The sequence below is a fragment of the Kitasatospora sp. YST-16 genome, assembly GCF_026802215.1.
Classification (GTDB): Bacteria; Actinomycetota; Actinomycetes; order Streptomycetales; family Streptomycetaceae; genus Kitasatospora; species Kitasatospora cineracea.
This window is the reverse complement of the sequence record NZ_CP113837.1, coordinates 107,643-132,184: the sequence shown is the minus strand read 5'-3', so window position 1 is coordinate 132,184 and position 24,542 is coordinate 107,643. Positions and strand designations below refer to the sequence as shown.

The 24,542-nt window shown below is 74.3% G+C and carries 17 protein-coding genes, 1 pseudogene and 1 CRISPR repeat array (1 of these 19 only partly in view); of the genes and pseudogenes, 11 read left to right on the top strand and 7 right to left on the bottom strand.

Annotated elements, in window-relative coordinates:
• Positions 1-198: 198 nt before the first annotated feature.
• The 10 genes from OU787_RS00610 (at position 199) to OU787_RS00565 (ending at position 14,863) form a co-directional block, all read left to right on the top strand.
• The gene (locus tag OU787_RS00610) at positions 199-4,044 is read left to right on the top strand and encodes a HAMP domain-containing protein (protein WP_268661772.1); all 3,846 of its coding nucleotides are present in this window, start codon (positions 199-201) and stop codon (positions 4,042-4,044) included.
• 4 nt (positions 4,045-4,048) lie between these two features.
• Entirely contained in the window at positions 4,049-6,397 is a 2,349-nt protein-coding gene (locus tag OU787_RS00605; protein WP_268658138.1) for a SpoIIE family protein phosphatase, read from the top strand.
• 153 nt (positions 6,398-6,550) lie between these two features.
• A complete protein-coding gene (locus OU787_RS00600) occupies positions 6,551-7,009 on the top strand; it encodes an SRPBCC family protein (protein ID WP_030461037.1) in 459 nt (152 codons plus the stop codon).
• Positions 7,010-7,188: 179 nt separating this feature from the next.
• On the top strand, positions 7,189-7,608 hold the full coding sequence (locus OU787_RS00595) for a PaaI family thioesterase (protein WP_030461038.1): 420 nt from the start codon (positions 7,189-7,191) through the stop codon (positions 7,606-7,608).
• A gap of 176 nt (positions 7,609-7,784) precedes the next feature.
• A complete protein-coding gene (locus OU787_RS00590) occupies positions 7,785-8,867 on the top strand; it encodes a hypothetical protein (RefSeq protein ID WP_268658137.1) in 1,083 nt (360 codons plus the stop codon).
• Entirely contained in the window at positions 8,864-10,249 is a 1,386-nt protein-coding gene (locus tag OU787_RS00585) for a sensor histidine kinase (RefSeq protein WP_268658136.1), read from the top strand. The genes OU787_RS00590 and OU787_RS00585 overlap by 4 nt, the downstream gene beginning before the upstream one ends.
• Positions 10,246-10,911 carry a response regulator transcription factor gene (locus tag OU787_RS00580; RefSeq protein WP_030461041.1) on the top strand — a complete coding sequence of 222 codons (666 nt, stop codon included), beginning with the start codon at positions 10,246-10,248 and terminating at the stop codon, positions 10,909-10,911. The genes OU787_RS00585 and OU787_RS00580 overlap by 4 nt, the downstream gene beginning before the upstream one ends.
• Positions 10,912-10,975: 64 nt before the next feature.
• Positions 10,976-11,842, top strand: a complete 867-nt coding sequence (locus OU787_RS00575) for a Rieske 2Fe-2S domain-containing protein (protein ID WP_268658135.1) — start codon at positions 10,976-10,978, stop codon at positions 11,840-11,842.
• 311 nt (positions 11,843-12,153) lie between these two features.
• Complete coding sequence (locus OU787_RS00570) at positions 12,154-13,257, top strand: XRE family transcriptional regulator (protein WP_268658134.1); 1,104 nt, start codon at positions 12,154-12,156, stop codon at positions 13,255-13,257.
• A gap of 109 nt (positions 13,258-13,366) precedes the next feature.
• The gene (locus tag OU787_RS00565; protein WP_268658133.1) at positions 13,367-14,863 is read left to right on the top strand and encodes an MFS transporter; all 1,497 of its coding nucleotides are present in this window, start codon (positions 13,367-13,369) and stop codon (positions 14,861-14,863) included.
• A gap of 140 nt (positions 14,864-15,003) precedes the next feature.
• Here the strand turns inward: OU787_RS00565 and OU787_RS00560 are convergent, their stop codons facing one another.
• The 4 genes from OU787_RS00560 to OU787_RS00545 all read right to left on the bottom strand — a co-directional run bounded on the left by OU787_RS00560 (position 15,004) and on the right by OU787_RS00545 (position 20,313).
• Positions 15,004-16,680 carry a glycoside hydrolase family 64 protein gene (locus OU787_RS00560; protein ID WP_268658132.1) on the bottom strand — a complete coding sequence of 559 codons (1,677 nt, stop codon included), beginning with the start codon at positions 16,678-16,680 and terminating at the stop codon, positions 15,004-15,006.
• A 206-nt stretch (positions 16,681-16,886) separates the two neighbouring features.
• Positions 16,887-18,173 carry a ricin-type beta-trefoil lectin domain protein gene (locus OU787_RS00555; protein WP_268658131.1) on the bottom strand — a complete coding sequence of 429 codons (1,287 nt, stop codon included), beginning with the start codon at positions 18,171-18,173 and terminating at the stop codon, positions 16,887-16,889.
• Positions 18,174-18,533: 360 nt separating this feature from the next.
• Positions 18,534-19,361, bottom strand: coding sequence for an alpha/beta hydrolase (locus OU787_RS00550; RefSeq protein ID WP_268658130.1), 828 nt, complete (start codon positions 19,359-19,361; stop codon positions 18,534-18,536).
• A 52-nt stretch (positions 19,362-19,413) separates the two neighbouring features.
• Positions 19,414-20,313 carry an amidohydrolase family protein gene (locus tag OU787_RS00545; protein ID WP_268658129.1) on the bottom strand — a complete coding sequence of 300 codons (900 nt, stop codon included), beginning with the start codon at positions 20,311-20,313 and terminating at the stop codon, positions 19,414-19,416.
• Positions 20,314-20,471: 158 nt separating this feature from the next.
• Between OU787_RS00545 and OU787_RS00540 the strand changes: the two genes are divergently transcribed.
• Positions 20,472-20,993 carry a hypothetical protein gene (locus OU787_RS00540; protein ID WP_030461049.1) on the top strand — a complete coding sequence of 174 codons (522 nt, stop codon included), beginning with the start codon at positions 20,472-20,474 and terminating at the stop codon, positions 20,991-20,993.
• Positions 20,994-21,014: 21 nt separating this feature from the next.
• Here the strand turns inward: OU787_RS00540 and OU787_RS34715 are convergent.
• The 3 genes and pseudogenes from OU787_RS34715 to cas3 all read right to left on the bottom strand — a co-directional run.
• Positions 21,015-21,311: pseudogene (locus tag OU787_RS34715) on the bottom strand (IS3 family transposase); the annotation flags it as partial.
• Between the two features lie 178 nt (positions 21,312-21,489).
• The gene (locus OU787_RS00535) at positions 21,490-21,684 is read right to left on the bottom strand and encodes a hypothetical protein (RefSeq protein ID WP_268658128.1); all 195 of its coding nucleotides are present in this window, start codon (positions 21,682-21,684) and stop codon (positions 21,490-21,492) included.
• Between the two features lie 55 nt (positions 21,685-21,739).
• A complete protein-coding gene (cas3, locus tag OU787_RS00530) occupies positions 21,740-23,986 on the bottom strand; it encodes a CRISPR-associated helicase Cas3' (RefSeq protein WP_268661771.1) in 2,247 nt (748 codons plus the stop codon).
• A gap of 188 nt (positions 23,987-24,174) precedes the next feature.
• A CRISPR array of direct repeats spans positions 24,175-24,542; the repeat unit is 37 nt; unit sequence GTGGCGGTCGCCCTCCGGGGCGGCCGAGGATCGAAAC (it continues 818 nt past the right edge of the window).

Below are 24,542 nucleotides of genomic sequence, written 5' to 3'. Positions count from 1 at the left end.
CGCGGAAGTGCCACAGTGGAGACAAGGAGCGGCCCGCCCCCTTGGACCGCGCCGTGTTCTCGGAGCCGAGGTGATGGTCGCGTGGGCAACACACCCGATCCCGGACGGCCGCACCCGCCGCACCCCGACGAGCCGGGCGGGAGGGCGGAGCACGCCAGGGTGGAGGACCCCCGCCGCCGCACCCCCGACGTCTCCCTCGTGCCTGCCGGGACCGGCGGCGCCACCGGGCCGGACGGCGCCGCGCTGCGCCGCCTGCTGGCCGGGCTGACCGCCGTCCGGGACGGCGACCTCACGCTGCGGCTGCCGGACGCGCCGGGCGTGCTGGGCGAGATCTCCGAGGTGTACAACGACATGGCGGAGCGGCTGGCCCGGCTGAACGCCGAGGTGACCCGGGTGGCCCGCGAGGTCGGCACCGAGGGCATGCTGGGCGGCCAGGCGGAGGTGCCGCAGGCGCGGGGGGCGTGGCGGGAGCTGGCCGACTCGGTGAACGCGATGGCCGGCAACCTCACCTCGCAGGTCCGCAACATCGCGCAGGTGACCACGGCGGTGGCCCGCGGCGACCTGACCCGGAAGATCGACGTGGACGCCCGGGGCGAGATCCTGGAGCTCAAGGACACCGTCAACACGATGGTGGAGCAGCTGAGTTCGTTCGCCGCCGAGGTCACGCGCGTTGCCCGCGAGGTCGGCACCGAGGGCATCCTGGGCGGGCAGGCGGACGTCCGGGGCGTCTCCGGGACGTGGCGGGACCTGACCGACAGCGTCAACTTCATGGCGGGCAACCTGACCGCGCAGGTCCGCTCGATCGCCCAGGTCGCCACCGCGGTGGCCCGCGGCGACCTGACCCGGAAGACCGACGTGGTGGCGCGCGGCGAGATCCTGGAGCTGAAGAGCACCGTCAACACGATGGTGGAGCAGCTGAGTTCGTTCGCGGGCGAGGTCACGCGGGTGGCCCGCGAGGTCGGCACCGAGGGCATCCTGGGCGGGCAGGCGGACGTCCGGGGCGTCTCCGGGACGTGGCGGGACCTGACCGACAACGTCAACGTGATGGCCTCCAACCTGACCGGCCAGGTCCGTTCGATCGCGCAGGTCGCCACCGCGGTGGCCCGCGGCGACCTGTCGCAGCGCGTCACCATCGAGTCGGAGGGCGAAGTCGCCGCGCTGGCCGGGGCGTTGAACACCATGGTGGACACCCTGTCGGCGTTCGCCGCCGAGGTGACCAGGGTCGCCCGCGAGGTCGGCACCGACGGCACGCTCGGCGGGCAGGCCCAGGTCCCGAACGTCGCGGGCACATGGAAGGACCTCACCGACAGCGTCAACTTCATGGCGCACAACCTCACTTCGCAGGTCCGCAACATCGCGCAGGTGACCACGGCGGTGGCCCGCGGCGACCTGACCCGGAAGATCGACGTGGACGCCCGGGGCGAGATCCTGGAGCTGAAGAACACCATCAACACCATGGTGGAGCAGCTCGGTTCGTTCGCCGCCGAGGTCACCCGGGTCGCCCGCGAGGTCGGCACCGAGGGACGGCTCGGCGGGCAGGCCGAGGTGGAGGGCGTCTCCGGCACCTGGAAGCGCCTGACCGAGAACGTCAACGAGCTCGCCGGGAACCTCACCCGGCAGGTCCGGGCGATCGCCGAGGTGACCAGCGCCGTCACCGCCGGCGACCTGACCCGCTCGGTCACCGTGGACGCCTCAGGCGAGGTCGCCGACCTCAAGGACAACGTCAACGTCATGGTGGAGTCGCTGCGCGAGACCACCCGGGCCAACCACGAACAGGACTGGCTCAAGACCCACCTGGCCCGGATCACCTCCCTCATCCAGGGCCGGCGCGAACCGGCGGCCGTGGCCGAACTGCTGGTCGACGAGCTGTGCCCGCTGCTGGACGCCCAGTACGGCACCTGCTACCTGGCCGAGGAGGCCGAGGGCGGCACCGTGCTGGTCCGCGCCGCCGCCTACGGCCACCACGGCCACCCCGGCCCGGACGCCCCGCGCGGCTTCGGCCTCGGCGAGTCGCTGGTCGGCCAGGCCGGGCGCAGCCGCCGCCCCATCGCGGTCGGCGAACTCCCGCCCGGCTACGCCGAGATCGGCTCCGGCCTGGGCTCCGCCTCCCCCCGCGAACTGCTGATCCAGCCGATCACCATGGAGGACCGGCTGCTCGGCGTGCTGGAGGTCGCCACCCTGCACCACTTCACCGACCTGCACCGGGACTTCCTGGAACGCCTGGCCCAGGCCATCGGCACCACCCTGGCCACCCTGCTGGCCAACGCCCGGACCGACGAACTGCTCCGCGAGTCCCGCCGCCTGACCTCCGAACTGCGGGCCCGCTCCGAGCAGTTGGTCGACGGGCAGGAGGAGCTGCGGCGCTCCAACGCGGAACTCGGCGAGAAGGCCGAACTGCTGGCCGAGCAGAACCGCGACATCGAGGCGAAGAACCTCCAGATCGAACAGGCCCGCCGCGAACTCGAGGAACGGGCCCGCCAGTTGACCCGCACCTCGATGTACAAGTCCGAGTTCCTGGCCAACATGAGCCACGAACTGCGCACCCCGCTCAACAGCCTGCTGATCCTGGCCCAGCTGCTCGCCCAGAACGCCGAGGGCAACCTCACCGGCAAACAGGTCGAGTACGCCGAGGTGATCCGCTCGGCCGGCTCCGACCTGCTCCAGCTGATCAACGACATCCTCGACCTGTCGAAGGTCGAGGCGGGCAAACTCGACGTCACCGTCGAACCGTTCGAGCTGCGCGAACTCCTCGACTACGTGGACACCACCTTCCGCCCGCTCGCCGCCGAGAAGGGCCTCGACTTCCGGATCACCACCGCCCCCGGCACCCCCGAACAGCTGCACACCGACCAGGCCCGGCTGCGGCAGATCCTGCGCAACCTGCTCTCCAACGCGGTCAAGTTCACCGACCGGGGCTTCGTCGAACTCGCCGTCGAACCCGCCCGCGCCGGTGAACTCCCCACCGAAGGACGGGACTTGGAGGCCGTCGCGTTCCGGGTCCAGGACTCCGGGATCGGCATCGGCGCCGACCACCTGGAATCCATCTTCGGCGCCTTCCAGCAGGCCGACGGCACCACCAGCCGCAAGTACGGCGGCACCGGCCTCGGACTGTCGATCAGCCGCGAACTCGCCCGGCTGCTCGGCGGCGCCGTCAGCGCCGAATCCGTTCCCGGCGAAGGCAGTTGCTTCACCCTGCTGCTACCCGCCGCCTACCCCGAACCCGCGGCGGAGGGGACAGCCGAACAGCGGACCGGGGGCGGCACGGGCCCGGCGCACCGGATCCTGGTGGTCGAACCCGACCCGCCCGGACTGCTCACCCTGCTCGCCCGCAGCGGCGTCACCGGCCGCGACCCCGCCACCACCGTCGACAGCGCCGGCGACCCCGACAGCGCCCTCGCCGCCCTCGACCGGGCCCCGCACGACCTGGTCGTCCTCGACCTCGGCCTGCCCGCCGACGGCGCCCGCACCCTGCTCGCCGCCCTCGAACAGCGCGCCGACCCCGTCCCCGTCCTCGGCCACACCGGCGGCGCCGAACCGCCCTCCCCGGCCGCCGACCGGCTCGACGTCACCACCGGCCTGGACGAACTGCGCACCCGCATCGCCGGGGCGATCACCCCCGCCCCGCCCGACGCAGCACCCGACACCGGCACCGGCACCCGGGGCGGACGGCTCGCCGGACGCACCGTCCTGGTCATCGACGACGACCCGCGCAACGTCTACGCCCTCAGCACCGCCCTCGAACTCGAGGGCGCCACCGCCCTGCACGCCGCCAACGGCCGCACCGGCATCGCCCTGCTGCGCGCCCACCCCGAGACCGACCTGGTGCTGATGGACCTGATGATGCCCGAACTCGACGGCTACGCCGCCACCGCCGCCATCCGCGAGGGCACCGACCGGGCCACCGTCCCGATCGTCGCCGTCACCGCCAAGGCGATGCCCGACGACCGCGCCCGCAGCCTCGCCGCCGGCGCCGACGACCACCTCACCAAACCCGTCGACGCCGCCGAACTGATCGCCACCGTGCAGCGCTGGGTGGAGAGTTGACCCGATGAGCAGCATCGGCGAACCGCCCCCGCCACCCGGGCCGCCCCCGTCCCCCGGGCCGGCCGGCGGGGTGCGCCACCTGCTGGCGCTGCGGCTGCGCCGGGCCCAGGAGGAGACCGAGGAACTGCGGGCCGCGCTCGCCGTCCGCCCGCTCACCGCACTGGCCACCGGCGTGCTCGCCGAACGGCTCGGCTGCGGACCGGCCGCGGCCGGCGCCCAACTGCTCGCGCTCGCCGCCCGCGCCCGCCTCGGCCCGCAGGAACTCGCCGCCGACATCCTCACCACGCTGCCCGCCGACCCCGCCGACCCCGCCGACACCCCCGGCCCGGCCGCCGCGTCCCCGCAGCCCCCGCGGGCCCCGGCCGGGCAGGCGGTGCCCGTCCTGGAGAGCGCCCTCGCCCGGACCGCCGACATGCTCGGCGCCCCCGCCGCCGTGCTCTGGACCGTCCGGCCCGGCGGCGTCCTGCAGCCCGTCGCCGCACCCGGCTTCACCGAAGCCGAACGGGCCCCCTGGCAGCACGTCCCGCCCGGCGTCCCCACCCCCGCCCAGCAGGCCCTGGCCCGCCGCACCCCGCTCGGCCCGACCGGCCCCGTCACCGCCACCCTCGGCGCCGCCCGCGCCCCCTACCGCCTCGCCGTGCCGCTGCACCGCGCCGACGGCCCCTCCGCCGTCCTCGAACTCGCCTGGACCACCCGCCCGCCCGACCCCACCCCCGCCGAACACCGCCGCCTGCACGCCGCTGCCGAGGTCGGCGCCCTCACCCTCTCCCTCCCCGCCCGCCCCGCCACCGCACCGGACGACCCCGACACCGCCGCCCTCGACGCCGCCCTCACCCCCGCCCTGCTGCTCAGCCCCGAACCCGCCACCGGCACCCCCGTCGACTTCCGGATCACCCGGGTCAACGCCGCCTTCACCGACCTCGCCGACCGCCCCCCGCACCGCGTCGAGGGCCGAACCCTCACCGAGACCTACCCCCGGGCCTGCGCCGAGGGCCTGCTCGACCTGCTGCTACGGGTGCACGCCACCGGCCGCCCGCACCACGCCGACACCCTCGCCCTGACCTTCCTCACCGGCCAGACCCCCGCCCCCGCCCTGCTCGAGTTCGCCGCCGCCCGCCTGGCCGGCCCGCCCGGCCGCCTGCTGGTCAGCTGGCGCCCCACCGGCGACGACGACCGCACCGACCGGCTGCTGCGCACCGCCCAGCGCCTCAGCCACCTGGCCGGCTTCGAGGAGGACCTGCGCACCGGCGAGATCCACTGGACGCCGCGCACCGCCGACCTGCTCGGCCTGCCCGCCGGCACCGCCCCCGTCCCGCTCGCCGCCCTGCCCGCCCACGTCCACCCCGACGACGAGCAGGCCGTCCGACGGGTCGTCAACGCGGCCGTCGAGAACGGGCGTCCGGACTCCACGGTGTTCCGGATGCGGGACCTCGGCAGCTACACCCACTACGTCCGGCTGGTCGCCGAACCCGTCCCCGACCCCACCGGACGCACCGCCGCCGTCCGCGGCGCCTTCCAGGACGTCTCCGCCCAGCACTGGACCGAGACCGCGCTCGCCGCCACCACCGAGAGCCTCGCCTCCACCCGGCAGGAAGCCGCCGAACGCCACCTGCTCGCGCTGCGCCTGCAACAGGCCATCCTGCCGCCCGCCCCGCCCCCGCTGGAGAGCGCCGGCCTGCGCGCCGCCGTCCGCTACCGGCCCTCCTCCCAGCAGGACCGGGTCGGCGGCGACTGGTACGACACCACCCTGCTGCCCGACCGCACCGCCCTGCTGGTCGTCGGCGACATGGCCGGACACGGCGTCGAGGCCGCCACCGGCATGGTCGCCCTGCGCAACGCGCTGCGCGGCCTCGCCTACACCGGCGCCGGACCCGGCCGCCTGCTCGGCTGGCTCAACCAGGCCGCCGCCGACCTCACCGGCGCCGCCACCGCCACCGCCGTCTGCGCCCGCTACCACCCCGACACCCGCACCCTGCACTGGGCCCGGGCCGGCCACCTCCCGCCCGTCCTGCTGCGCGACGGCACCGCCCGCCCGCTCCCGATGCCGCACGGCATCCTGCTCGGCGCCGCCGACGACCCCGAGTACCAGGAGCACCGCCTCGCCATGCGCCCCGGCGACATCCTGCTGCTCTACACCGACGGCCTGGTCGAACGCCGCGACCAGTCCGTCGAACAACCGCTCGACCACCTCACCCGCACCCTCGCCGAACCCGCCGCCGACCTCGACGCCCTGCTCGACCGCGCCCTGGCCACCAGCACCGCCGACACCGACGACGACACCTGCCTGATCGCCGTCGAAGTCCTCGCCGAACCCGCCGCCGACCCCCCGCCCGCGCCGGACCCGTTCCGGTAGGGACCGTTCCCGTGGGGACCGTCCCGCCGGAGCCGTTCCCGCCGGAGCCGTTCCCGCAGGAACCGGGCGAAAGCGTTTGACCCGGGGCGAACCGGTCAGACGCCCGGCAGGCCCGCAGCGGAAGCGGCGAAGGACGAAGACGGAGGAGAACGCATGAGCATGGTCCAGAAGACCGTCGAGGTGGACGTCCCCCTGCACACCGCCTACAACCAGTGGACGCAGTTCGAGGACTTCCCCCAGTTCATGGACGGCGTCGAGCAGGTGGTGCAGATCGACGAGCGGCACAACCACTGGCGGACGAAGATCGCCGGCGTGTCCCGGGAGTTCGACACCGAGATCGTCGACCAGCTGCCCGACCAGAAGATCGCCTGGCGGACCGTCGGCGGCGACGTCCAGCAGATGGGCGTGGTCAGCTTCGCCCGGCTCGACGACGCCCGCTGCGAGGTGCGGCTGGCGATGGACTACGACCCCCAGGGCATGGCCGAACACGCCGCCGACACCATGGGCATGATCGACCGCCGGGTCAGCGGCGACCTCGACCGCTTCAAGTCCTTCGTCGAGGAACGCGGCCTGGAGAGCGGCGGCTGGCGCGGACGGATCACCCCTGCCTGATCCCCGCCGACCGCACCCGCGCCGCCCCGCACCGTTCAGCGGGGCGGCGCGCACCTGCCCGCGGACAACCGGGTGGTCGGGCCGGGACGGCGCGGAGTACGCTCCACAGCGGTCCGGAGCGGCGCTCCGCCACCGCCGTTCCGCGCGCTCCCGCCGTCGACGAGAGGTCCGTCCGCTCCATGACACCGCCCCCGCCCGACCTCCGGCTCGCCCGGGAGGTCCTCGCGGCCCAGCCGTTCAGCGTCCTGGTCGGTGCGCGGCTGGAGGTCTTCGAGCCGGGCCGCGCGGTCCTGGCCCTCGACATCCGCGACGACCTCAAGCAGCAGAACGGCTTCGTCCACGGCGGCGTCCTGGCCTACGCCGCCGACAACGCGATCACCTTCGCGGCCGGCACCGTGCTCGGCCCCGCCGTCCTCACCGGCGGCGTGACCATCAGCTACGTGCGGCCCGCGGTCGGCGCCACCCTGGAGGCCGAGGCCACCGTGGCCTCCGGCGGACGGCGGCAGGCGACCTGCCGGTGCGACCTGTTCACCGTCGCGCCGGACGGGGCCCGGACGCTCTGCGCGGTGGCGCAGGGCACGGTGCTCACCGCCGGGTGAGGCCCGTCCCGCCCGGCGCCGCGCCGTTCGGTGCCGTCCCGTTCGGTGCCGTCCCGTTCGGTGCCGTCCTGTTCGGTGTCGCCTCCAGCCCCTGCCGGGCCGCGTCCCCCGTGCGGGGGACCCGGATCGGCGGCCGGACGGAGGCCCCGGGTCGGCCCGGCCGACAGGCTCGACCCATGACCGACACACCCCTCGGAACGGCCCCCGCCGCCGTCCCCGCAACCGTCCCCGCCCGGGCCGGCGCCCGGCGCGAAGCCCTGCGCCGCCGCCTCGGCCTCGCCGCCATGGTCGCCTGCCTCCCCTACCTCACCCTCAAACTGCTGTGGGTCCTCGGCGCCGACGTCGGCGTGGTCGACCTGCACGGGACGGGCCGCGGCACCTGGGTCGCCGTCAACCTGGTCACCTTCCTGATGGACGCCACCGCCGCACTGATCGCCTACCTGCTCACCCGCCCCGGCGGGCCCCGGGTGCGGACCTGGCTGCTCGCCCTGCCGATGTGGATGGCGTCCGGGCTGCTGTCCGTCATCATGCTCGCCGTGCCGCTCGGCGCGGCCCAGCCGCTGTTCGGCGGACCCAACCCGTTCCGCGACCAGGACGGGTTCCTCGAACCGTGGGTCTACGGCGTCGTCTACGGCGGCTTCATCGTCGAAGGCGCCGTCCTGATGGGCGCGTTCGGCCTGTACCTCCACGACCGCCACGGCCCGCTCCTGCACGCCCCCGCCACCGCGTTCGCCCGCCGCCTCCCGGCGCCCGCCCGCACCGCCGCCCTGGCCGCGGCCGGACTGCTGGCCGCCACGGGCGCGGTGCACCTCGCCTGGGCCTGCGGGGCGCGGTTCGGACTGACCGCCGAACGCCTCGCCGAACTGGACGGCACCGCCCGCCTCACCCAGGGCGTCCAGGGGGTGCTCGCCCTCGCCGCCGCCGTCGGCACCGTCGTCGCGGTCCGCGGCCTCACCCGGGCCCGGGTGCGCCTGCCGCTCGCCGCGGCCTGCGTGGGCAGCGCCGCCGCCTTCGGCTGGGGCGGCCTGCTGGGCGACCTCGGCGCACTCGCCCGGAACGCCCAGCACCCCTCCTCCGCCTTCATGATCGCCGTGTACGCGGCGGAGACCGCGGCGGGACTGCTGGCACTCGGCGCCGGGCTGACGGGGCTGCCGGCCGCGAACCGGTCCACGGTCGGTGAGGCCAGTGAGGCCGGTGAGGCTGATGAGGCCGGCGGGGCTGCCGGTGCGGGTGCGGGCGAGGGCGCGGGCCGGCCGTGAGCGACCGCCGGGACGGCCGACCGGGCGGCCGACGCGACCGCCCCGGCCCCGCCGTGCTCCCCGGCCGGCGCGGCCTTCGCGCGCTGCTCGGCCTCCGTGCGCTGCTCGGCCGCCGGGCCCGGCTGCGCTGGATGCACCTGCTGCTCGGGGCCGCCCTGCTGATGCCCTTCCAGCTGCTGACGTCCGTCGCGGTGGCCGTCGTCGGCCCGGGCGCCGGGCCGTCCGCACTGCTGCCGCAGCTGCTGGCCCTGGCGCTCGCGCTCCCGCTGGTCGCCGCCGCCGGACTGCTGCCCGTCGCGCGCTCCCTCGAAGGGGCGATGGCCCGCACCCTGTGCGGGGCGGACGGCGAGATCCTCACCGCACCGGCCGACAGCTGGTCGGCCCGCCGCCGGACGTCGCTCTGGTTCACCCTGCACACCCTGCTCGGCGGGATCACCGGCGCACTGTCCCTGGCCCTGCCGCCCGCCGGGGTGCTGCTCCTGCTGCACCCTCTGCTCGGACGGCACGCCGTGCAACCGCCGGCCCCGATCCAGCCGCTCACCCAACACCCCTGGTTCTCCACGGCGTTGGGCCTGGGACTGTTCGTCCTGCCGGTGCTGTTCTCCGGCGCGGCGGGCCGCGGGCTGGCCCGGCTCGCCCCCCGGTTGCTCGGCCCGACCCCCGCCGACCTGCTCGCCGCCGCCCGGGAACGCGCCGACCGGATGGCCGAACGCAACCGGGTCGCCCGCGAACTGCACGACTCGGTCGGCCACGCGCTCAGCGTGGTCGGCATCCAGGCCGCGGCCGCCGCCCGGCTGCTGCGCACCGACCCCGACTTCGCGGCCGCGGCCCTCACCGCCATCGAGGAGACCGCGCACGACGCCGTCGCCGAACTCGACCACGTGCTCGGGCTGTTGCGCGACGAGGAGGACCGCACCGCGCCGCACACCCTCGCCGACCTGCCCGCCCTGCTGGACCGCGCCCGCGCCGTCGGCGCCGCGGTGGACTACGCCGAGGACGGACTCGAACCCGCGGCGCTGCCCGGGACCCTGTCCCGGGAGGCGTACCGCATCGTCCAGGAGGGCCTCGGCAACGCGCTCAAGCACGCGGACGGCGCGCCCGTCCAGGTACGCCTGACCGTCCGGGAGGACACCTTGCAGATCACCGTGGTCAACCCGCTGCGCCCGCGCACCCGGAGCCGCACCCGCCCCCGGAGCCGGAGCCGGACCGGCGGCGGCAGCGGACTGACCGGGATGCACGAACGGGTCCGGCTGCTGCGCGGCACCCTCGAAGCCGGGCCGGTCGGATCGGTCGGACCTGACGGGTCCGAGGGGTCCGACGGGGCCGACGGGGCCGACCGGTGGCGGCTCGCCGCCGGCCTGCCGCTGCGGAACCCGGCATGAGCACCCGGATCCTCGTCGTCGACGACGAACAGCTGATCCGGGCCGGCTTCCGCGCGATCCTCCAGGCCGAACCCGACCTCGAAGTCGTCGGCGAGGCGGCCGACGGCCTCGAAGCCACCGAACTGGCCCGGCAGTTGCGCCCCGACGTGGTGCTGATGGACGTGCGGATGCCCCGGCTCTCGGGCATCGACGCCACCGCGCACCTGGTCCGCAGCCTGCCGGACGCCCCGCGCGTCCTGGTCGTCACCACCTTCGAGAACGACGCGTACGTCTACCAGGCGCTGCGCGCCGGAGCCCAGGGCTTCCTGCTCAAACGCTCCCGCGCCGACGCGCTCGTGCACGCGGTGCGCCTGGTGGCCCGCGGGGACTCGCTGCTCTTCCCCGCCGCCGTCCGCGAACTCGCCCTCCGGCACGCGCCGGTCGCCCCCGACCGCTCGCGGATCGACCGGCTGTCCGCCCGCGAGGGCGAGGTGCTCCGCCTGATGGCCGCCGGACTGGCGAACGCCGAGATCGCCGACCGGATGCAGCTCGGGGCCGAGACCGTCAAGACCCACGTGGCCCGGCTCCTCGCCAAACTCGAGGTCCGCGACCGCACCCAGGCGGTCATCGCCGCCTACGAGAGCGGCTTCGTCACCGCCGGATCCGGCCCGCCCCCGTTCTAGGCCCGCTCTCTCGGCGCGGGCGGGCGGTGTTTGCCGTCCGGCGGGGGTGGACAGCCGCGAAGGCATGGACAGGTACCGTGCTCCCGCCGACTGTCTGGACGCACCCACGGGCTGGACGTTCCTCGACCCGGTGGCGGAGCGGATCGCCGGAGTGGTCCAGCGACTCCCGCTCGGACCGGCCCGGGACGTGCTGCACGGGGTGTGGCTCGGACACCCGCTGCACCCGGCACTCGCGCAGACCCCGATCGGCTGCTGGACGGCCGCGAGCCTGCTGGACGCCACCGGGGGCGACCCCCGGGCCGTCCGCCGGCTCACCGCCGCCGGGTTGGTCACCCTGCCCCCGGTGCTGCTGGCCGGCTGGGTCGACTGGTCCCGGCTGCCGCCCGCCCACCGCCGCACCGGACTGGTGCACGCCGCCGGAGCGGTCGCCGCCGCCCTGCTGCAGGGCACCTCGCTGCACGCCCGCTGCCACGGCCACCCCACCCGCGGACGGCTGCTCGGCCTGGCCGGCACCGGCGCCGTCGGCCTGGCCGCCGCGCTGGGCGGCCACCTGGCGTACCGGCAGGCCGCCGGGGCCGCGCACGCCGAAGCCGAACCCCGGCTGGCCCCGTCCGACTGGCACTCGCTCGGGGCGACCGCCGACATTCCCGCCGACACCCCCGTCCGCCGCCGGCTCGGCGACGTCCCCGTCGTGGTGGTCCGCGGCCCGGACGACAGCTGGACGGTGCTCGCCGACCGCTGCACCCACATGGCGGCCTCCCTCGCCGGCGGCGAAGTCGTCGACGGCTGCCTCGAGTGCCCCCTGCACCACTCCCGCTTCCGGCTCTCCGACGGACGCCCGGCCCGCGGCCCGGCCACCGCCGCCCAGCCCCGCTTCGAGACCCGCGTCCTGGCCGACCACCTAGAGGCCCGCCCCCGCCCCGGCCCCTGAGCCCCGCGCCGCCCCCGCCCTGCTCTGCGCCGCCCTGCGCCGCCTTGCTCCGTCCTGCCCCGCCTGCCCTTGCCCTGCACCGCCTCATCCCCGCCCACGCTGTCCAGTTCCGCCTCGCCCTGTCCCGTCCCGTTCCGGACAGGAGCGGTCGGGACGGGACGGGAACGGTCGGGAGCGGTCGATACCGGTGTTGCCGCCACCCGGCGGGCGGGACGGACAGTACGCTCGGCGTCCCGGTCGGAGCAGGGCGCAGGGGTGAGGACCTCGTACGCCTCCGGCCGGGCGGACGCCGAGACGTACCGGGAGGCGCCGTGGACCGTCGCAGTTTCGTGGGGTTCGGCGCGGCCTCGCTCGCCGTGCTGGCCGTGCCCGGCGGGGCCGCCGAGCCGGGGCGGCTGGGGGCGCTGCTGGGCGGCACCCGGGTGGACGCGGAGTTCGTGGCCTGGCTGGAGTCGGGCGGCCACGGACTGGCCGCGCTGCCCGCCGAGCAGCGCGGCCGCACCTCGCACCTGCTGGACGCCCAACTCGCCACCGTCCAGGCGCTGATCGCCACCGGCCGGTACGACGAGCGCACCGGGCGGCGGCTGCACCGGCTGGCCGCCTCGCTGGCCACCACCAGCGGCTGGCACCGCTTCGACCAGGGCCGCCACCCCGCCGCCGAACGCCTCTGGGAGCTGGCCCTGCAGTGCGCCCACCGGGCCGGCGACCGCGAGCGCGGCGCGGGCGTCCTCGCCGACGCCGCCTACCAGGCCACCTGGCTCGGACGGCCGGGCACCGCCACCGCCCGGCTCGACTACGCCCTCGCCGCCGCCCGCCACCCCACCGCCCGCGCCCTGCTGCTGCTCCGCCGGGCCCGCGCCCACGCCGCCCTCGGCGACCCGGTCGCCTGCCTGCGCGACCTGACCGCCGCCGAACGCGCCCTCGCCGCCGTGAGCCCCGACCCGGCCCCCGCCTGGTGCGCCTGGATGGGCCCCGCGGACCTCGCCGTCGACACCGGCGGCTGCCTGCTCGACCTGGGCCGCCCGGTCGCCGCCCGGACCCGGATCGCCGAGGGGCTCGCCCAGCTGCCGCCCGCCCGCGCCAAGACCCGCGGCATCTTCCTCGCCTACCAGGCCCGCACCCACCTGCGCACCGGCGAGATCGACCGGGCCGTGGCCGCCGGTACCGAGTCCCTCGACCTGGCCGCCCGGATCGGCGCCCCGCGCTGCACCGCCCTGGTCCGCGACCTGGCCCCGGCGTTCGCCCGGCACCGCCACCTGGCCGGCGTCCCCGAACTGCTGGACCGGCTCACCCCCGGCCGGACCGTCCCCGGCCGGACCGCCCGGACGCCCGGACCAGGCCGGACGCCCAGGCCCGACCGGACGCCCAGGCCCGACCGGGCGTCGAAGCCCGACCGGCGGAACCACGGCACCTGAGGCCCGTCCCCGAGCCGCCCCCGGCTGGTGTGGTCCGGTTCCGGCCGGGCAGACGCGTCCGTGGCACGCCCGGACCCGCCGGGCGGGCAGCCGGACGACGGAGGCAGAGATGTCCGCACCGCAAAGCCGCACCGTCGGAGCCGGGGGCGACCCGGCGGTCATCGAGACCGACGTACCGGCCAGGCTGGACCGGCTCCCGTGGTCGCCCTGGCACTGGCGGATCCTGATCGGCCTGGGCACCGTCTGGATCCTGGACGGCCTGGAAGTCACCATCGTCGGCAACCTGGCCGCCCGCCTCGCCGAGCCCGGCAGCGGCATCGCGATCAGCACCGCCCAGGTCACCACCGTCGCCGCCGCGATCTACGTGGCGGGCGCCTGCTGCGGCGCGCTGTTCTTCGGCTGGCTGACCGACCGGCTGGGCCGCAAGAAGCTGTTCATGCTGACCCTGGCCGTCTACCTGCTGGCGACGGGCGTCACCGCGCTGTCCTGGACGCCCTGGTTCTTCTTCGTCTGCCGGTTCTTCACCGGTTTCGGCATCGGCGGCGAGTACGCGGCCATCAACTCGGCGATCGACGAGCTGATCCCGGCCCGGGTGCGCGGCCGGGTCGACCTGGTCGTCAACGGCAGCTTCTGGATCGGCGCGGCGCTCGGCGCGTTCGCCTCCATCGCGCTGCTGAACACCTCGCTGTTCGCCACCGACGTCGGCTGGCGGCTGGCGTTCGGGATCGGCGTGGTGCTCGGCCTGGTCATCCTGCTAGTGCGCCGGCACGTCCCGGAGAGCCCGCGCTGGCTGTTCACGCACGGCAAGGGCGAGGAGGCGGAGGAGATCGTCCGCGACGCGGAGGCGATCGTCGAGCGGGAGACCGGCAAGCCGCTGCCGCCGGTGGACGAGCCGCCGATCCGGATCCGCGAGCGCGGCCCGATCGGCTTCGTCACCATCGCCCGCACCCTGGTCACCACCTACCCGCGCCGTACGGTCCTCGGGCTGTCGCTGTTCATCGGGCAGTCCTTCCTCTACAACTCGGTCACCTTCGGGTACGCGGCGATCCTCACCACGTTCTTCGACGTCCCGGCGGGCGACACCGGCTACTACTTCGCGGTGATCGCGGTCGGCAACTTCCTCGGGCCGGTGCTGCTCGGCCACTTCTTCGACTCGGTCGGCCGCAAGCCGATGATCGCGGGCAGCTACATCGGCTCCGGCGTCCTGCTGTTCGGCACCGCCTGGCTGTTCCAGAACGGTTCGCTGAGCGCCGTCGGGATGACGGCCTGCTGGACGGTCGTGCTGTTCTTCGCCTCCGCCGGGGCGAGCGCCGCGTACCTGACCGTCAGCGAGATCTTCCCGCTGGAGACGCGCGCCCTGTGCATCGCGTTCTTCTACGCGGTCGGCACGGCGGCGGGCGGCATCTCCGGGCCGCTGCTCTTCAACGGCCTGGTCAGCAGCGGGGCGGTCGGCGACGCCACGCTGGCGTTCTGCATCGGCGCGGCGCTGATGACGGCCGCGGGCCTGGTGGAGGCGTTCCTCGGGGTGCGGGCCGAGCGCCGCAGCCTGGAGTCGCTGGCCGCCCCGCTCAGCCAGGTCGAACCGGCCGACGCCACGCCCTCCTGACATGTTTCCCCTGTGGGCCCTGCGACGGGCCGTCCGGTGGGCCGCGTGGTGGGCCGTTCCGCGGATCGCACGGTGGATCGTCCGGCGGGAGCGCCCCGGCCGGGGGGAAGGGGCGCTCCCGCATCGGACCCGACGCGGCGTCAGGAGAAGACGAACCAGTTGAGGTTGACGAAGTCGGCGGGCTGGCCGCTGCTGAAGGTCAGGTAGACCGTCTGGGAGCCGGTGATCCGGCTCAGGTCGGCGGGGACGGTCCGCCAGGTCTGCCAGCCGCCGGTGTTGGCGACGGCGAAGCTGCCGACGGGGGTGGCGGTGGGGCTGCCCAGGCGGACCTGGACCAGGCCGCTGACGCCGGCGGCCGCGCCGGAGGCGACCCGGGCGTCGATCCGGGTGGCGCCGGTGGAGCCGAAGTCCAGGGTGTAGCGCAGCCAGTCGCCGTTGGCGAGCCAGCCGACGTCCGTGCCGCCGCCGGTGTCGGAGCACGCCTCGGTCTGGGTGCCGGACTGCGCGGTGTACGACTCGGCCTGCACGGTGGCGAACGCGCTGGTGCCGCCGCTCGGCGGCGGGGTGGTGCTGCCGCCCCCGCCGCTGCCGGCCAGGCCGCCGACGGTGATCACCCAGCGGGCGGGGCTGCCGGACTGCACCTTGCCCTCGAAGTCGACGCCCGCCGGGTGGACGTCGTCGTACGGGAAGGCGTAGCCGAGGCCGTCGGGCGTGGTGGAGTGCAGGATCCGGGCGTAGTGGTTGGTGCGGGCCTGGGTGTAGAACGCGGCCGGGTTCTCGTTGGTGGGCTGGACGGGGTCGCTGAGCAGCGTGGTGCGGTTGAACGCGGCGGCCAGGCGGGCGCTCAGGTTGCCCATCAGGTCGTTGCCGGTGGTGAACGGCGCGTCGCTGCAGGAGAAGATCGCCAGCGTGGACGGCTTGGCGAACGACCCGGCGCCGGGGAAGTTCAGGGTGCCGCCGCTGACCCGGCCGGTGAACGTCCCCCAGGTGTACTGGGTGTCGATCCGCAGGTCGGTGCCGGCGTACTTGCTCCACACCTGGTCGACGTAGGGCTCGAAGTAGCCGCTGAACAGGGCGCTGTTGCCGCGGATCGCCAGGTTGGGGGCGAGCACCCGCAGGTCGGCGCCGGAGCGGTTGACCACCAGCCGGCTCCAGTCCGAGCCGTCGGCGGCGGACTGGGCGCGCAGCGCGGCGGCGACCTTCGCCAGGCCGTCGGAGGGCAGGCCGCGCACCGTCTGGGTGGCGCCGCCGGAGACCTCCAGCTGGAAGGCGATCGGCAGGCAGACCATGTCGACGAAGGTGATGTTCCCGTACAACTGGTCGTTGTTGAAGGTGAATTCGCAGAAGTCGTGCCGGACGTCGATGTTCGGGTCGGTCGGGTTGACCACCGAGGGCAGGGCCAGTCCGCCGCCGCGGTTCATCAGGAAGGTCAGCTTGGCGCCGACCGAGAAGTAGATCCGCCCGCTGTCCAGGTGCGGCAGGGTGACCCGGCGCGGCGCGGCCCCGGAGGCGTTCAGCGCGATCGCGCAGTCCGCGCCCAGCGGCGTCTGGTCGTTGGCCGGGTTCGGCGGGTGGTACAGGCTGGCGCCGTCGGACTGCAGGAACGCCCAACTGCCGCCGGCCGCCGGGTCGCGGCCGACCACGTACGCGTAGACGGTGTTGCTGCCGGTGGTGTTGGCGAGGTCGAGCGGCAGGGTCGCGGGGGTCTGCGCCTGGGCCTCGCCGCCGCCGAGCGCCAGCAGTCCGGCGGGCAGGGCGAGCGCGGTGGCGGCCAGCAGGGTGCGGCGGGAGAGTTTCGCCGGGTGACGGTGCGTCATGGGGTGGGGGAGTCCTCTCGGGGCGGGACGGTGGGGGCAAGAGGGGCGCGGCCGGCCGAGGTGGGTGCAAGGGGACGGCCGGCCGCGCGGGGGAGGGGCCGGTGGGGACGGCCCGTGGCTCGCGGGGTGCGGCGCCGGTGGCTGACGGTTCCTGATGGCTACTGACGGCTCCTGGCGGTTCCTGGCGGTGCGTCAGTGCCGGTGCGTCAGCCGAAGTACCACTTCTGCGCGCCGGTCCCGTTGCAGGTCCACAGCTGCAGGTGGGTGCCGTCGGCCGAGGAGCCGTTCGGGGAGTCCAGGCACTTGCCGGAGCCGGGGTTCAGGAAGTCGTTGCCGGAGCGGTGCGTCCACTGCTGGGCGCTGGTGCCGTTGCAGGTGTAGAGCTGGATGACCGCGCCGTCGTTGTGCGAGGCGGCGGCGACGTCCAGGCACTTGCCGAGGGCGCGGACGGTGCCGTCGGTGCCGACCGTCCACTGCTGGGCGGCGTTGCCGGTGCAGTTGTGCAGCTGGATGGGGGTGCTGTCGGCGCTGGAGGCGCCCGCCACGTCCATGCACATGCCGCCGGGGCCGGTGATCTGCCCGGTGTAGCTGCCGCCGGTGCTGCCGCCCCAGGTGGTGGTGTGGACGTAGTCGACGGTCATGGTCTGCGGGTAGGTGGAGGAGCCGTCGGGGCTGCCCGGCCAGTCGCCGCCGACCGCGAGGTTGAGGATCACGAAGAACGGGTGGTCGAAGACCCAGCGGTTGCCGCCCAGGTCGGCGGGGGTGCGGGTCTGGTAGGCGGTGCCGTCCACCGACCAGGTGATGGCGGTGGGGCTCCAGTCGACGGCGAAGGTGTGGAAGGCGTCGGCGAAGGACTGCCCGGCGGGCAGGCTGTACGGGGCGCCGATGCCGCCCGCGCCGGAGTAGCCGGGGCCGTGGATGGTGCCGTGCACGGTGCCCGGTTCGCGGCCGATGTTCTCCATCACGTCGATCTCGCCGCTGTTCGGCCAGCCCGCGGTGCCGAGGTCGTTGCCGAGCATCCAGAACGCGGGCCAGATGCCCTGCCCGCGCGGGATCTTGATCCGGGACTCGAAGTGCCCGTACGCCTGGGTGAAGGTGCGGGAGGTGTTCAGCCGGGCCGAGGTGTACTGGCAGGTGCCGTACCAACAGGACAGGCCCGGGTCGGTGTTGCGCTTGGCGGTGATCACCAGGTGGCCCTGGCCGTCCAGCGCGGCGTTCGCCGCGCCCGCCGTGTAGTACTGCAGCTCGTGGTTGCCGTTGCCCGAACCGCCGGTCTCCAGCGTCCACTTGGCGGGGTCGACGGCAGAGCCGGCCGGGCCGTCGAAGTCGTCGCCCCAGTTGCTGGCGGCCACCGGTGCGGCGGCGAGCGGGGTGGTGGCGGCGGCGGATCCGGTGGGGGCGGAGCCGAACGGGGCGGCGGCCACCAGGGCGGTGGCGACGAGGAGCACGAATCCGCCGAGGGACCAACGGCGGGTGCGTGGGGCAGCAGCCATGGGGGACATCCTTTGCTGTCCGATTCTGTCTGAGAGCGCTCTCTGCGGCGGGGCGCCTCCGCCGGTAGCCATGAATGGTACGGACCGGGAATCGGCATGACAATGTCAAAGAACGGCCGATTTTTCGGACCTTTGGCCGCAACTCCCCTTCAGAACTTGAAAGCTGATGTCGGAGCGGCTGTCGAGACATGTGAGAGCGCTCTCTGTGCGGGCGGCCCGCCAGGCTGTCCGTCAGCGGCTGTCCGTCGGCGGCAGCCGCCCCGGTCGGTCCGGTCGCCCGGCCGGTCCGGTCGCCCGGCCGGTCCGGTCGCCCGGCCGGTCCGGTCGCCCGGCCGGGGCGGCGCACTGCCGGGCGGAGCGTCAATCGGCCTGCCCGCCACGGGGGGAGAGCTCGGCGGACAGGAACGCCACCGCGTCGGCGATCAGTCCCGAGGTGTCGGGGTACTCGCCGAAGCAGTGCCCGGCCCCCTCGACCGGCACCAGGACGGAGCGGGCGCCCGCCGCGAGCAGGCGCTCGTGCAGGGCCTCGGACTGGGACAGCGGCACCAGGTCGTCCTGCACGCCGTGCACCAGCAGGAACGGCGGCGCGGCGGGGGTGACGTGCGAGACGGGGCTGGCCCGGTCGGCCTCCGCGACGAGTTCGGACGAGCAGCCGCCCAGCAGTTGGGTGACCGGGGAGTCCGGCCCGTGGTGGCCCAGGGCGGCCAGGTCGGTGGGCGGGTACCAGCAGACCGCGGCCGTGACCGCGTCGGTGGTCAGCGCCGCGAGCGCGGCCAGCGTTCCGCCCGCGGACTCGCCCCACACCCCGAGCCGGCCGGTGTCCAGGCCGAGCTCGCCGGCGTACTCCCGCAGGTAGCGCAACGCGGCCGTCACGTCGTCGAGTTGGGCCGGGTAGTGGGCCTCGCCGGAGAGCCGGTAGTCGACCGTGGCGACCGCGATGCCCGCCGCCACCAGCGCCTCGAACACCGAGCCGGGCCGCAGCGTGCTCGGCAGGTAGCGGCGGTCGCCCTCGCGGAACGCACCGCCGTGCAGCCACACCGCCACCGGGAACGGCCCCTCCCCGGCCGGTACGTGCAGGTCCAGCAGCAGCGGGCGGAAACCGGTGCGCAGCGCGTAGCTGACACCGTGCCGGGAGAGGCCGCCGTACGGCGAGGGGACGGGGGCGACCGGAGGCAGAGAGAGATCCATGACGGCCCCGAGCACCCGCCTCCCACCGTTCATTCCCGTCCGGCGGGACGTCTCACAGGCCGAACAGCCGGGCCGCGTTGTCGTGGCAGACCGCGCGCAGCCAGGCGGGGCCGAGGTCGAGGCGTTCCAGGGCGCGGAGCTGGTGCAGGTAGGGGTAGGGGATGTTGGGGAAGTCGGTGCCGAGCAGGACGCGGTCGCCGCGGTCGGCGAGGCGGGGGAGCAGTGCGCGGGGGAAGGGCATGAAGTCCTCGGTGAAGTCGGTGAACGCCATGGTGGTGTCCAGGTGCACCCGCGGGTACCGGTCGGCCAGGTCGAGGAACTCGCGGTACTCGGGCATGCCCAAGTGGGCGATCACCAGCGGCAGTTGCGGGTGCCGGGCCAGGGCGCGGGCGATCGGCTCCGGCCCGGTGTGCTTGCCGGGGGCGGGACCGGAGCCGCAGTGGATCACCACGGGCGTCCCGGCTTCCGCCAGCAGCCCCCACACCTCGTCCAACCGGTCGTCCGCCGGGTCGTAGCCGCCGACCTGCACGTGCGCCTTGAACACCCGCGCCCCGGCGTCCAGCGCCTCCCGGACGTATGCCCCGGCCCCGTCCTCCGGGAACAGCGTCGCGGTGTGCAGGCAGTCGGGCGTGCGGGCCGCGAACTCCGCCGCCCAGCCGTTCAGCCAGCGCGCCATGCCCGGCTTGTGCGGGTACAGCATTGCGGTGAACGCCCGCACTCCGAACTCCCGCAGCAGCGCGGTCCGTTCGGCCTCGCCGTGCCGGTAGGTGATCGGCCAGCCGCGCTCGCCGATCAGCGGCCCGTTGGCGTCGAAGTACTCCCAGACCTTCCGCAGCACCCGCTCCGGCATGAAGTGCGTATGAATGTCCACCAGCCCCGGCACCCCCAACCCGCCCCAGAACCGGCGCACCTCCGCCGCCTCCGCCGACCCTGCCTCCCGCACGGACTCCATCCCGACTCCTCCCGCGGCCGAACCCGCCAACGGGACGATCATGCCGCACCCCCGCAACCCGCCCGCACCCCCGTACGCCGCCCGCGCACCTCCGTCGAACGGGCCCGGGGAAGGTAATCCGCTCGCCGCCACCGCCTCCGGCTGGCAGGGTCGGAGCCATGGGAGACATGGGGATCAAGGGGTTCGACCGGGCACCGCTGGCCGGGCTCGACGCGGTGCGGGACGCGCACGGGGCACTGCTGGCGGGGCTGGCGGGCCGCCGGCTGACCGGGTCGGCGGTGGTGCGCTTCGCCGAGGACGGGGAGTGGTTCGCGGACTGCCCGGTGGTGCTGGAGTTCGACGGACGGCAGGTCGAACTGTGCCACTGGAAGCTGGACGAGCTCTCGATCGGCTGGGACACGATCGACACCACGGCGCCCATCGAGGGCTGGGAGTGGAACGACCACACCCCCCGCTGGTCGCGCCACGACGAACTACTCGACGACCTGACCGGCCGCGAACTGCACGAGACCGCCCTGCTGGAGTGGCGGCCCGCCGACCGCGCGGACCTGGCGGCCGGCACGGTGGCGGTCGAGTTCCTCTTCACCGGCGGCACCCGGCTGCGGATCGTCAACGCACTCGACGAGAACCGGATCGAACGCGGCCCGGCCCACCCCTACTACCGCCGCCACCGCCTCTGACTACCCGATTCGGTAGAGATCTCAGGTTGCGGTGGTGACCTGCGGTTTTGTTGCCGTGAGTTGGCAGGCGTTCTCGTATTCGACGGGCGGGACGCGGCCTGTCCCACCGGGGAGTCGGCGGTGGTTGTACCGGCCGACCTGATCGGGTGCCCGTTCGGGGGACGGGTCGGGGACGGTGGTGACGACGCGCTTGCCGCGGACGGCTCCGGTAGTGCCGAACTCGCGCGTCAGCCGCTCGACGGTGCACCGGGCCGCCACGTGGCCCAGGCGGTTCGGCTCGCGCCAGATCTTGCGGGCGCCGCAGACCCGGAAGTTGTCCTCGTAGACCTTGTGTCGATCAGTTCTCTCGGTTCTGCGTCACGGCGCCAACGGGCAGACTCGGCACGGTTGTTGAAAGCGTAGTAGGCGGAGGGGGCAACGCTGCAGCCGTGCTCGGTCAGCACGCGGCAGATCGGCTCAACGCCGCCGAAGCGGCCCCGGTGCCCGTCGACGAACGCTACGGGCGCAGGCGCGGCCGGTCGGGCTCGGCCGCGAGGAAACCCGCCGCAGCCTTGAGGATCTCGTTCGCCTGCTTCAGCTCGGCGGTCTCCTTCTTCAGCGCCTCGATCTGCGCGGACTCCTCCGTCGTCGTCCCCGGGCGCTGCCCGGGGTCGACCTGCTCGCGTCGGACTCGGGGCGGTTCACCAGGCATCACGAACGCTCGTGGTCTCGTAATGCGCAGGTCTACCGCCTCGATCTGTCGCTTCCTAGAGGATGAACGCGGTTGGGTCTTCCGGCTGTTCGGGGTCGAGGCCGCGGTGGGGGTGGTAGGCCCCGTTCCAGAGGAGGAGGTTGCCGATGAGGGGTTCGGCGAGGCCTGCGGTGAGGGCTGCGGTGGCTTCGTGGCGGGGGAGTTGGGCGATGTGGGGTTGGAGGCGGCGCAGGGGTTCGGGGCCGCAGGGGTAGGGGGATTTGAGGGCGGCGATGTCGGCTTCGACGGCGGGGCGGTCGGCTTCGTCGCGGATGACGACGACGGGCTGATGGTGGGTGTCGTCGATCATGCGGAAGGCGTCGTGGACGGCGGGGAAATCGAGTCGGGTGCGCAGGGTGTCGATGTGGGCGCCCATGGCGGCGGGGCCGCTGCCCTGGAGGGTGTAGCGCAGCGGGTAGTACCGGTTGAGGGCGTCCAGGTCGTCGGGGTCGGCAAGGTCGGGGCCGAAGTGGGCGGCGGTGGCTTCGAGGGCGGCTTTGTAGACGTTGTCGCGGGGCTGCCCGGCGTCGTCGATGTGGAAAACAACGACGGTGCCTCTGTCCTGGTGGCCTTCGCGGTTACAGCGTCCGGCTGCCTGCTGGAGGGATTCGGCCGGCGCCCAGGCGCGGAAGACCTGGGGGAAGTCGAGGTCGACGCCCGCCTCGATCAGCTGGGTGGACACGACGTGGACCCCTTCGTCGTTCTCCAACAGCGCGCGGACGCGCCCGATGGTGGCGGCGCGGTGCTCGGCGGTCATCCTCGTGGACAGGTGCAGCACCGGGCCTTCGCCGACCCGTTCCTCCAGGAGGCGGTGCAGGTGGGCGGCGTCCTTCGTGGTGTTCACCACCGTCAGGGTCTGCCCTCCGCTGCGCCGGCCGATCTCGTCGGCCATCGACTCCCAGGTGACGCCCGCCTCGGTGCGCCAGTCGTAGCTGACGCGTCGCAACTCCTCGAACAACCCGGCCGCTTCGTGGACGAGTTGGCGGCGCGGAAGGCCGCCGAGCTGGGCGAGATGCCAGAAGTCCGGCTGGGTGGCGGAGGCGAGGACGACGGTGGTGCCGAAGTGCTCGACCAGGTGGCGCAGGCCGCTGAGGATCGGCACCAGGAGCCGGTCGGGCAGCGCCTGCACCTCGTCCAGGACCACCACCGCACCCGCCAGCCGGTGGACCTTGCGCATCGCGGCGGGCCGGTTCGAGAACAGCGACTCGAAGAGCTGGACGGTGGTGGTGACCACGAACGGCGCGTCCCAGTTCTCCGCGGCGGTCCGCGCCCAGGCCGCGTCGGCGCCGTCGAGGTCGACGGAGCTGTGGTGCTCCAGGACGGTCCGCGGCAGACCCGGGTCCTCGGGGTCGAGCATCTCGCGGTAGGTGCGGGCGTTCTGCTGGGTGATGCTCGTGTAGGGGACGGCCACCACCACCCGCCGGTGCCCGTGCGCGGCGGCGTGGTGCAGGGCGAAGCCGGCGGAGCTGAACGTCTTCCCGGCGCCGGTGGGCGCGGGCAGCACGTACATGCCGGGCGCGCTGGTCGCCGCGCCCACCACCTCCTCGTACACCCGTTCGCGGATGCCGTCGATCTTCGAGGGACGGCGCCGGGAGAGGGCCTTGCACCTACGCTCCTCGAACACCGCGGCCAACTGCGCCATGTCGGCGTCCGCCCGTACCTGCACGGGCGTGTCGGTGAAGTGGGCGCCGGTGTCGAGGAAGTCGGCGTCCACCACACAGCTGAACAGCATCCGCACCAGCAGGTCACGAGCGAGAGCCCCGTCCGGGCCCTTCAACGCGGACACCCAGGCAGGCAGGGGGACGCGCCCAGACGGAACGATCTCGGGGACGTCGGCCGCAGTGCGGGTGATCGCCTCCTCGATCAGCTTCTGGTCCGGATGAGTACCGGACTTGACGGCCTGGACGAGGTCCTTCACCTTCTGGTGGGTAGGCAGTCCGCCATGGTGCCCCTGCACGACGGCGCCGAACGGAACCCCGGCGTGCGAGGCGGCCAGCCACGCACCGGCCTCCTTGTGGGGGACACCGACCCCGCGCTTGTGCCGCTCCGCCCCGTCCAGACCGTGCTGCCAGGCGCAGGAGCCCTTCCCGACGTCGTGGACCAGCGCCAGGTACTCGGCCAACTCGCCTGCCCCGAACACCGATCCGAACCGGCGGGCCAGAGCAGCGGATCCCCGGAGATGATCCTCCAGAGTGTGGCGGGCACCTGATACGTTTCGGCTGTGGGCCCAGAGCGGCACCACCGCGCTGCTTGAACCCTCCATAGCGACTGCTGTGTTCACAGCCGGACCGTAGCGCCGCGGGCTGACATCTGGGGCCGGCGGTTCGGAACCCCAAGCATGCAGCCGACATGCGGATCGCACCGAAGCAGAATGCCCGAACTCTGCGGATTTATCCGCCCGCATGTCGTACAGGAACGCAGTCCATCAGCGGAAACCGCTGGTTGGCTGGTGTGGCGGTCGCCCTCCGGGGCGGCCGAGGATCGAAACTTGAACAAGGCTTCTCCCGTTGGTGGTTGGCGATCCGGGTGGCGGTCGCCCTCCGGGGCGGCCGATGGTGGTTGGCGATCCGGGTGGCGGTCGCCCTCCGGGGCGGCCGAGGATCGAAACCCTCGCGGTCAACGTCTTGGAATGCAAGCATCATCAGGTGGCGGTCGCCCTCCGGGGCGGCCGAGGATCGAAACGGGATCATGTGTTGCGGCACCGAATCACCGGCGCTCTGGTGGCGGTCGCCCTCCGGGGCGGCCGAGGATCGAAACTTCGCGGAGAGCGCGCGCATGGTGCTCCGGGCCTAGTGGCGGTCGCCCTCCGGGGCGGCCGA

Bases quoted from the DNA above. Each gene is read 5' to 3' on its own strand.
- OU787_RS00565 (WP_268658133.1), top strand. From the start codon at position 13,367: ATGTCCGCACCGCAAAGCCGCACCGTCGGAGCCGGGGGCGACCCGGCG.
- OU787_RS00575 (WP_268658135.1), top strand. From the start codon at position 10,976: ATGGACAGGTACCGTGCTCCCGCCGACTGTCTGGACGCACCCACGGGC.
- OU787_RS00555 (WP_268658131.1), bottom strand. From the start codon at position 18,173: ATGGCTGCTGCCCCACGCACCCGCCGTTGGTCCCTCGGCGGATTCGTG.
- OU787_RS00580 (WP_030461041.1), top strand. From the start codon at position 10,246: ATGAGCACCCGGATCCTCGTCGTCGACGACGAACAGCTGATCCGGGCC.
- OU787_RS00540 (WP_030461049.1), top strand. From the start codon at position 20,472: ATGGGAGACATGGGGATCAAGGGGTTCGACCGGGCACCGCTGGCCGGG.
- OU787_RS00590 (WP_268658137.1), top strand. From the start codon at position 7,785: ATGACCGACACACCCCTCGGAACGGCCCCCGCCGCCGTCCCCGCAACC.
- OU787_RS00550 (WP_268658130.1), bottom strand. From the start codon at position 19,361: ATGGATCTCTCTCTGCCTCCGGTCGCCCCCGTCCCCTCGCCGTACGGC.
- OU787_RS00600 (WP_030461037.1), top strand. From the start codon at position 6,551: ATGAGCATGGTCCAGAAGACCGTCGAGGTGGACGTCCCCCTGCACACC.
- OU787_RS00535 (WP_268658128.1), bottom strand. From the start codon at position 21,684: ATGCCTGGTGAACCGCCCCGAGTCCGACGCGAGCAGGTCGACCCCGGG.
- OU787_RS00595 (WP_030461038.1), top strand. From the start codon at position 7,189: ATGACACCGCCCCCGCCCGACCTCCGGCTCGCCCGGGAGGTCCTCGCG.
- OU787_RS00560 (WP_268658132.1), bottom strand. From the start codon at position 16,680: ATGACGCACCGTCACCCGGCGAAACTCTCCCGCCGCACCCTGCTGGCC.
- OU787_RS00605 (WP_268658138.1), top strand. From the start codon at position 4,049: ATGAGCAGCATCGGCGAACCGCCCCCGCCACCCGGGCCGCCCCCGTCC.
- OU787_RS00545 (WP_268658129.1), bottom strand. From the start codon at position 20,313: ATGGAGTCCGTGCGGGAGGCAGGGTCGGCGGAGGCGGCGGAGGTGCGC.
- cas3 (WP_268661771.1), bottom strand. From the start codon at position 23,986: ATGGAGGGTTCAAGCAGCGCGGTGGTGCCGCTCTGGGCCCACAGCCGA.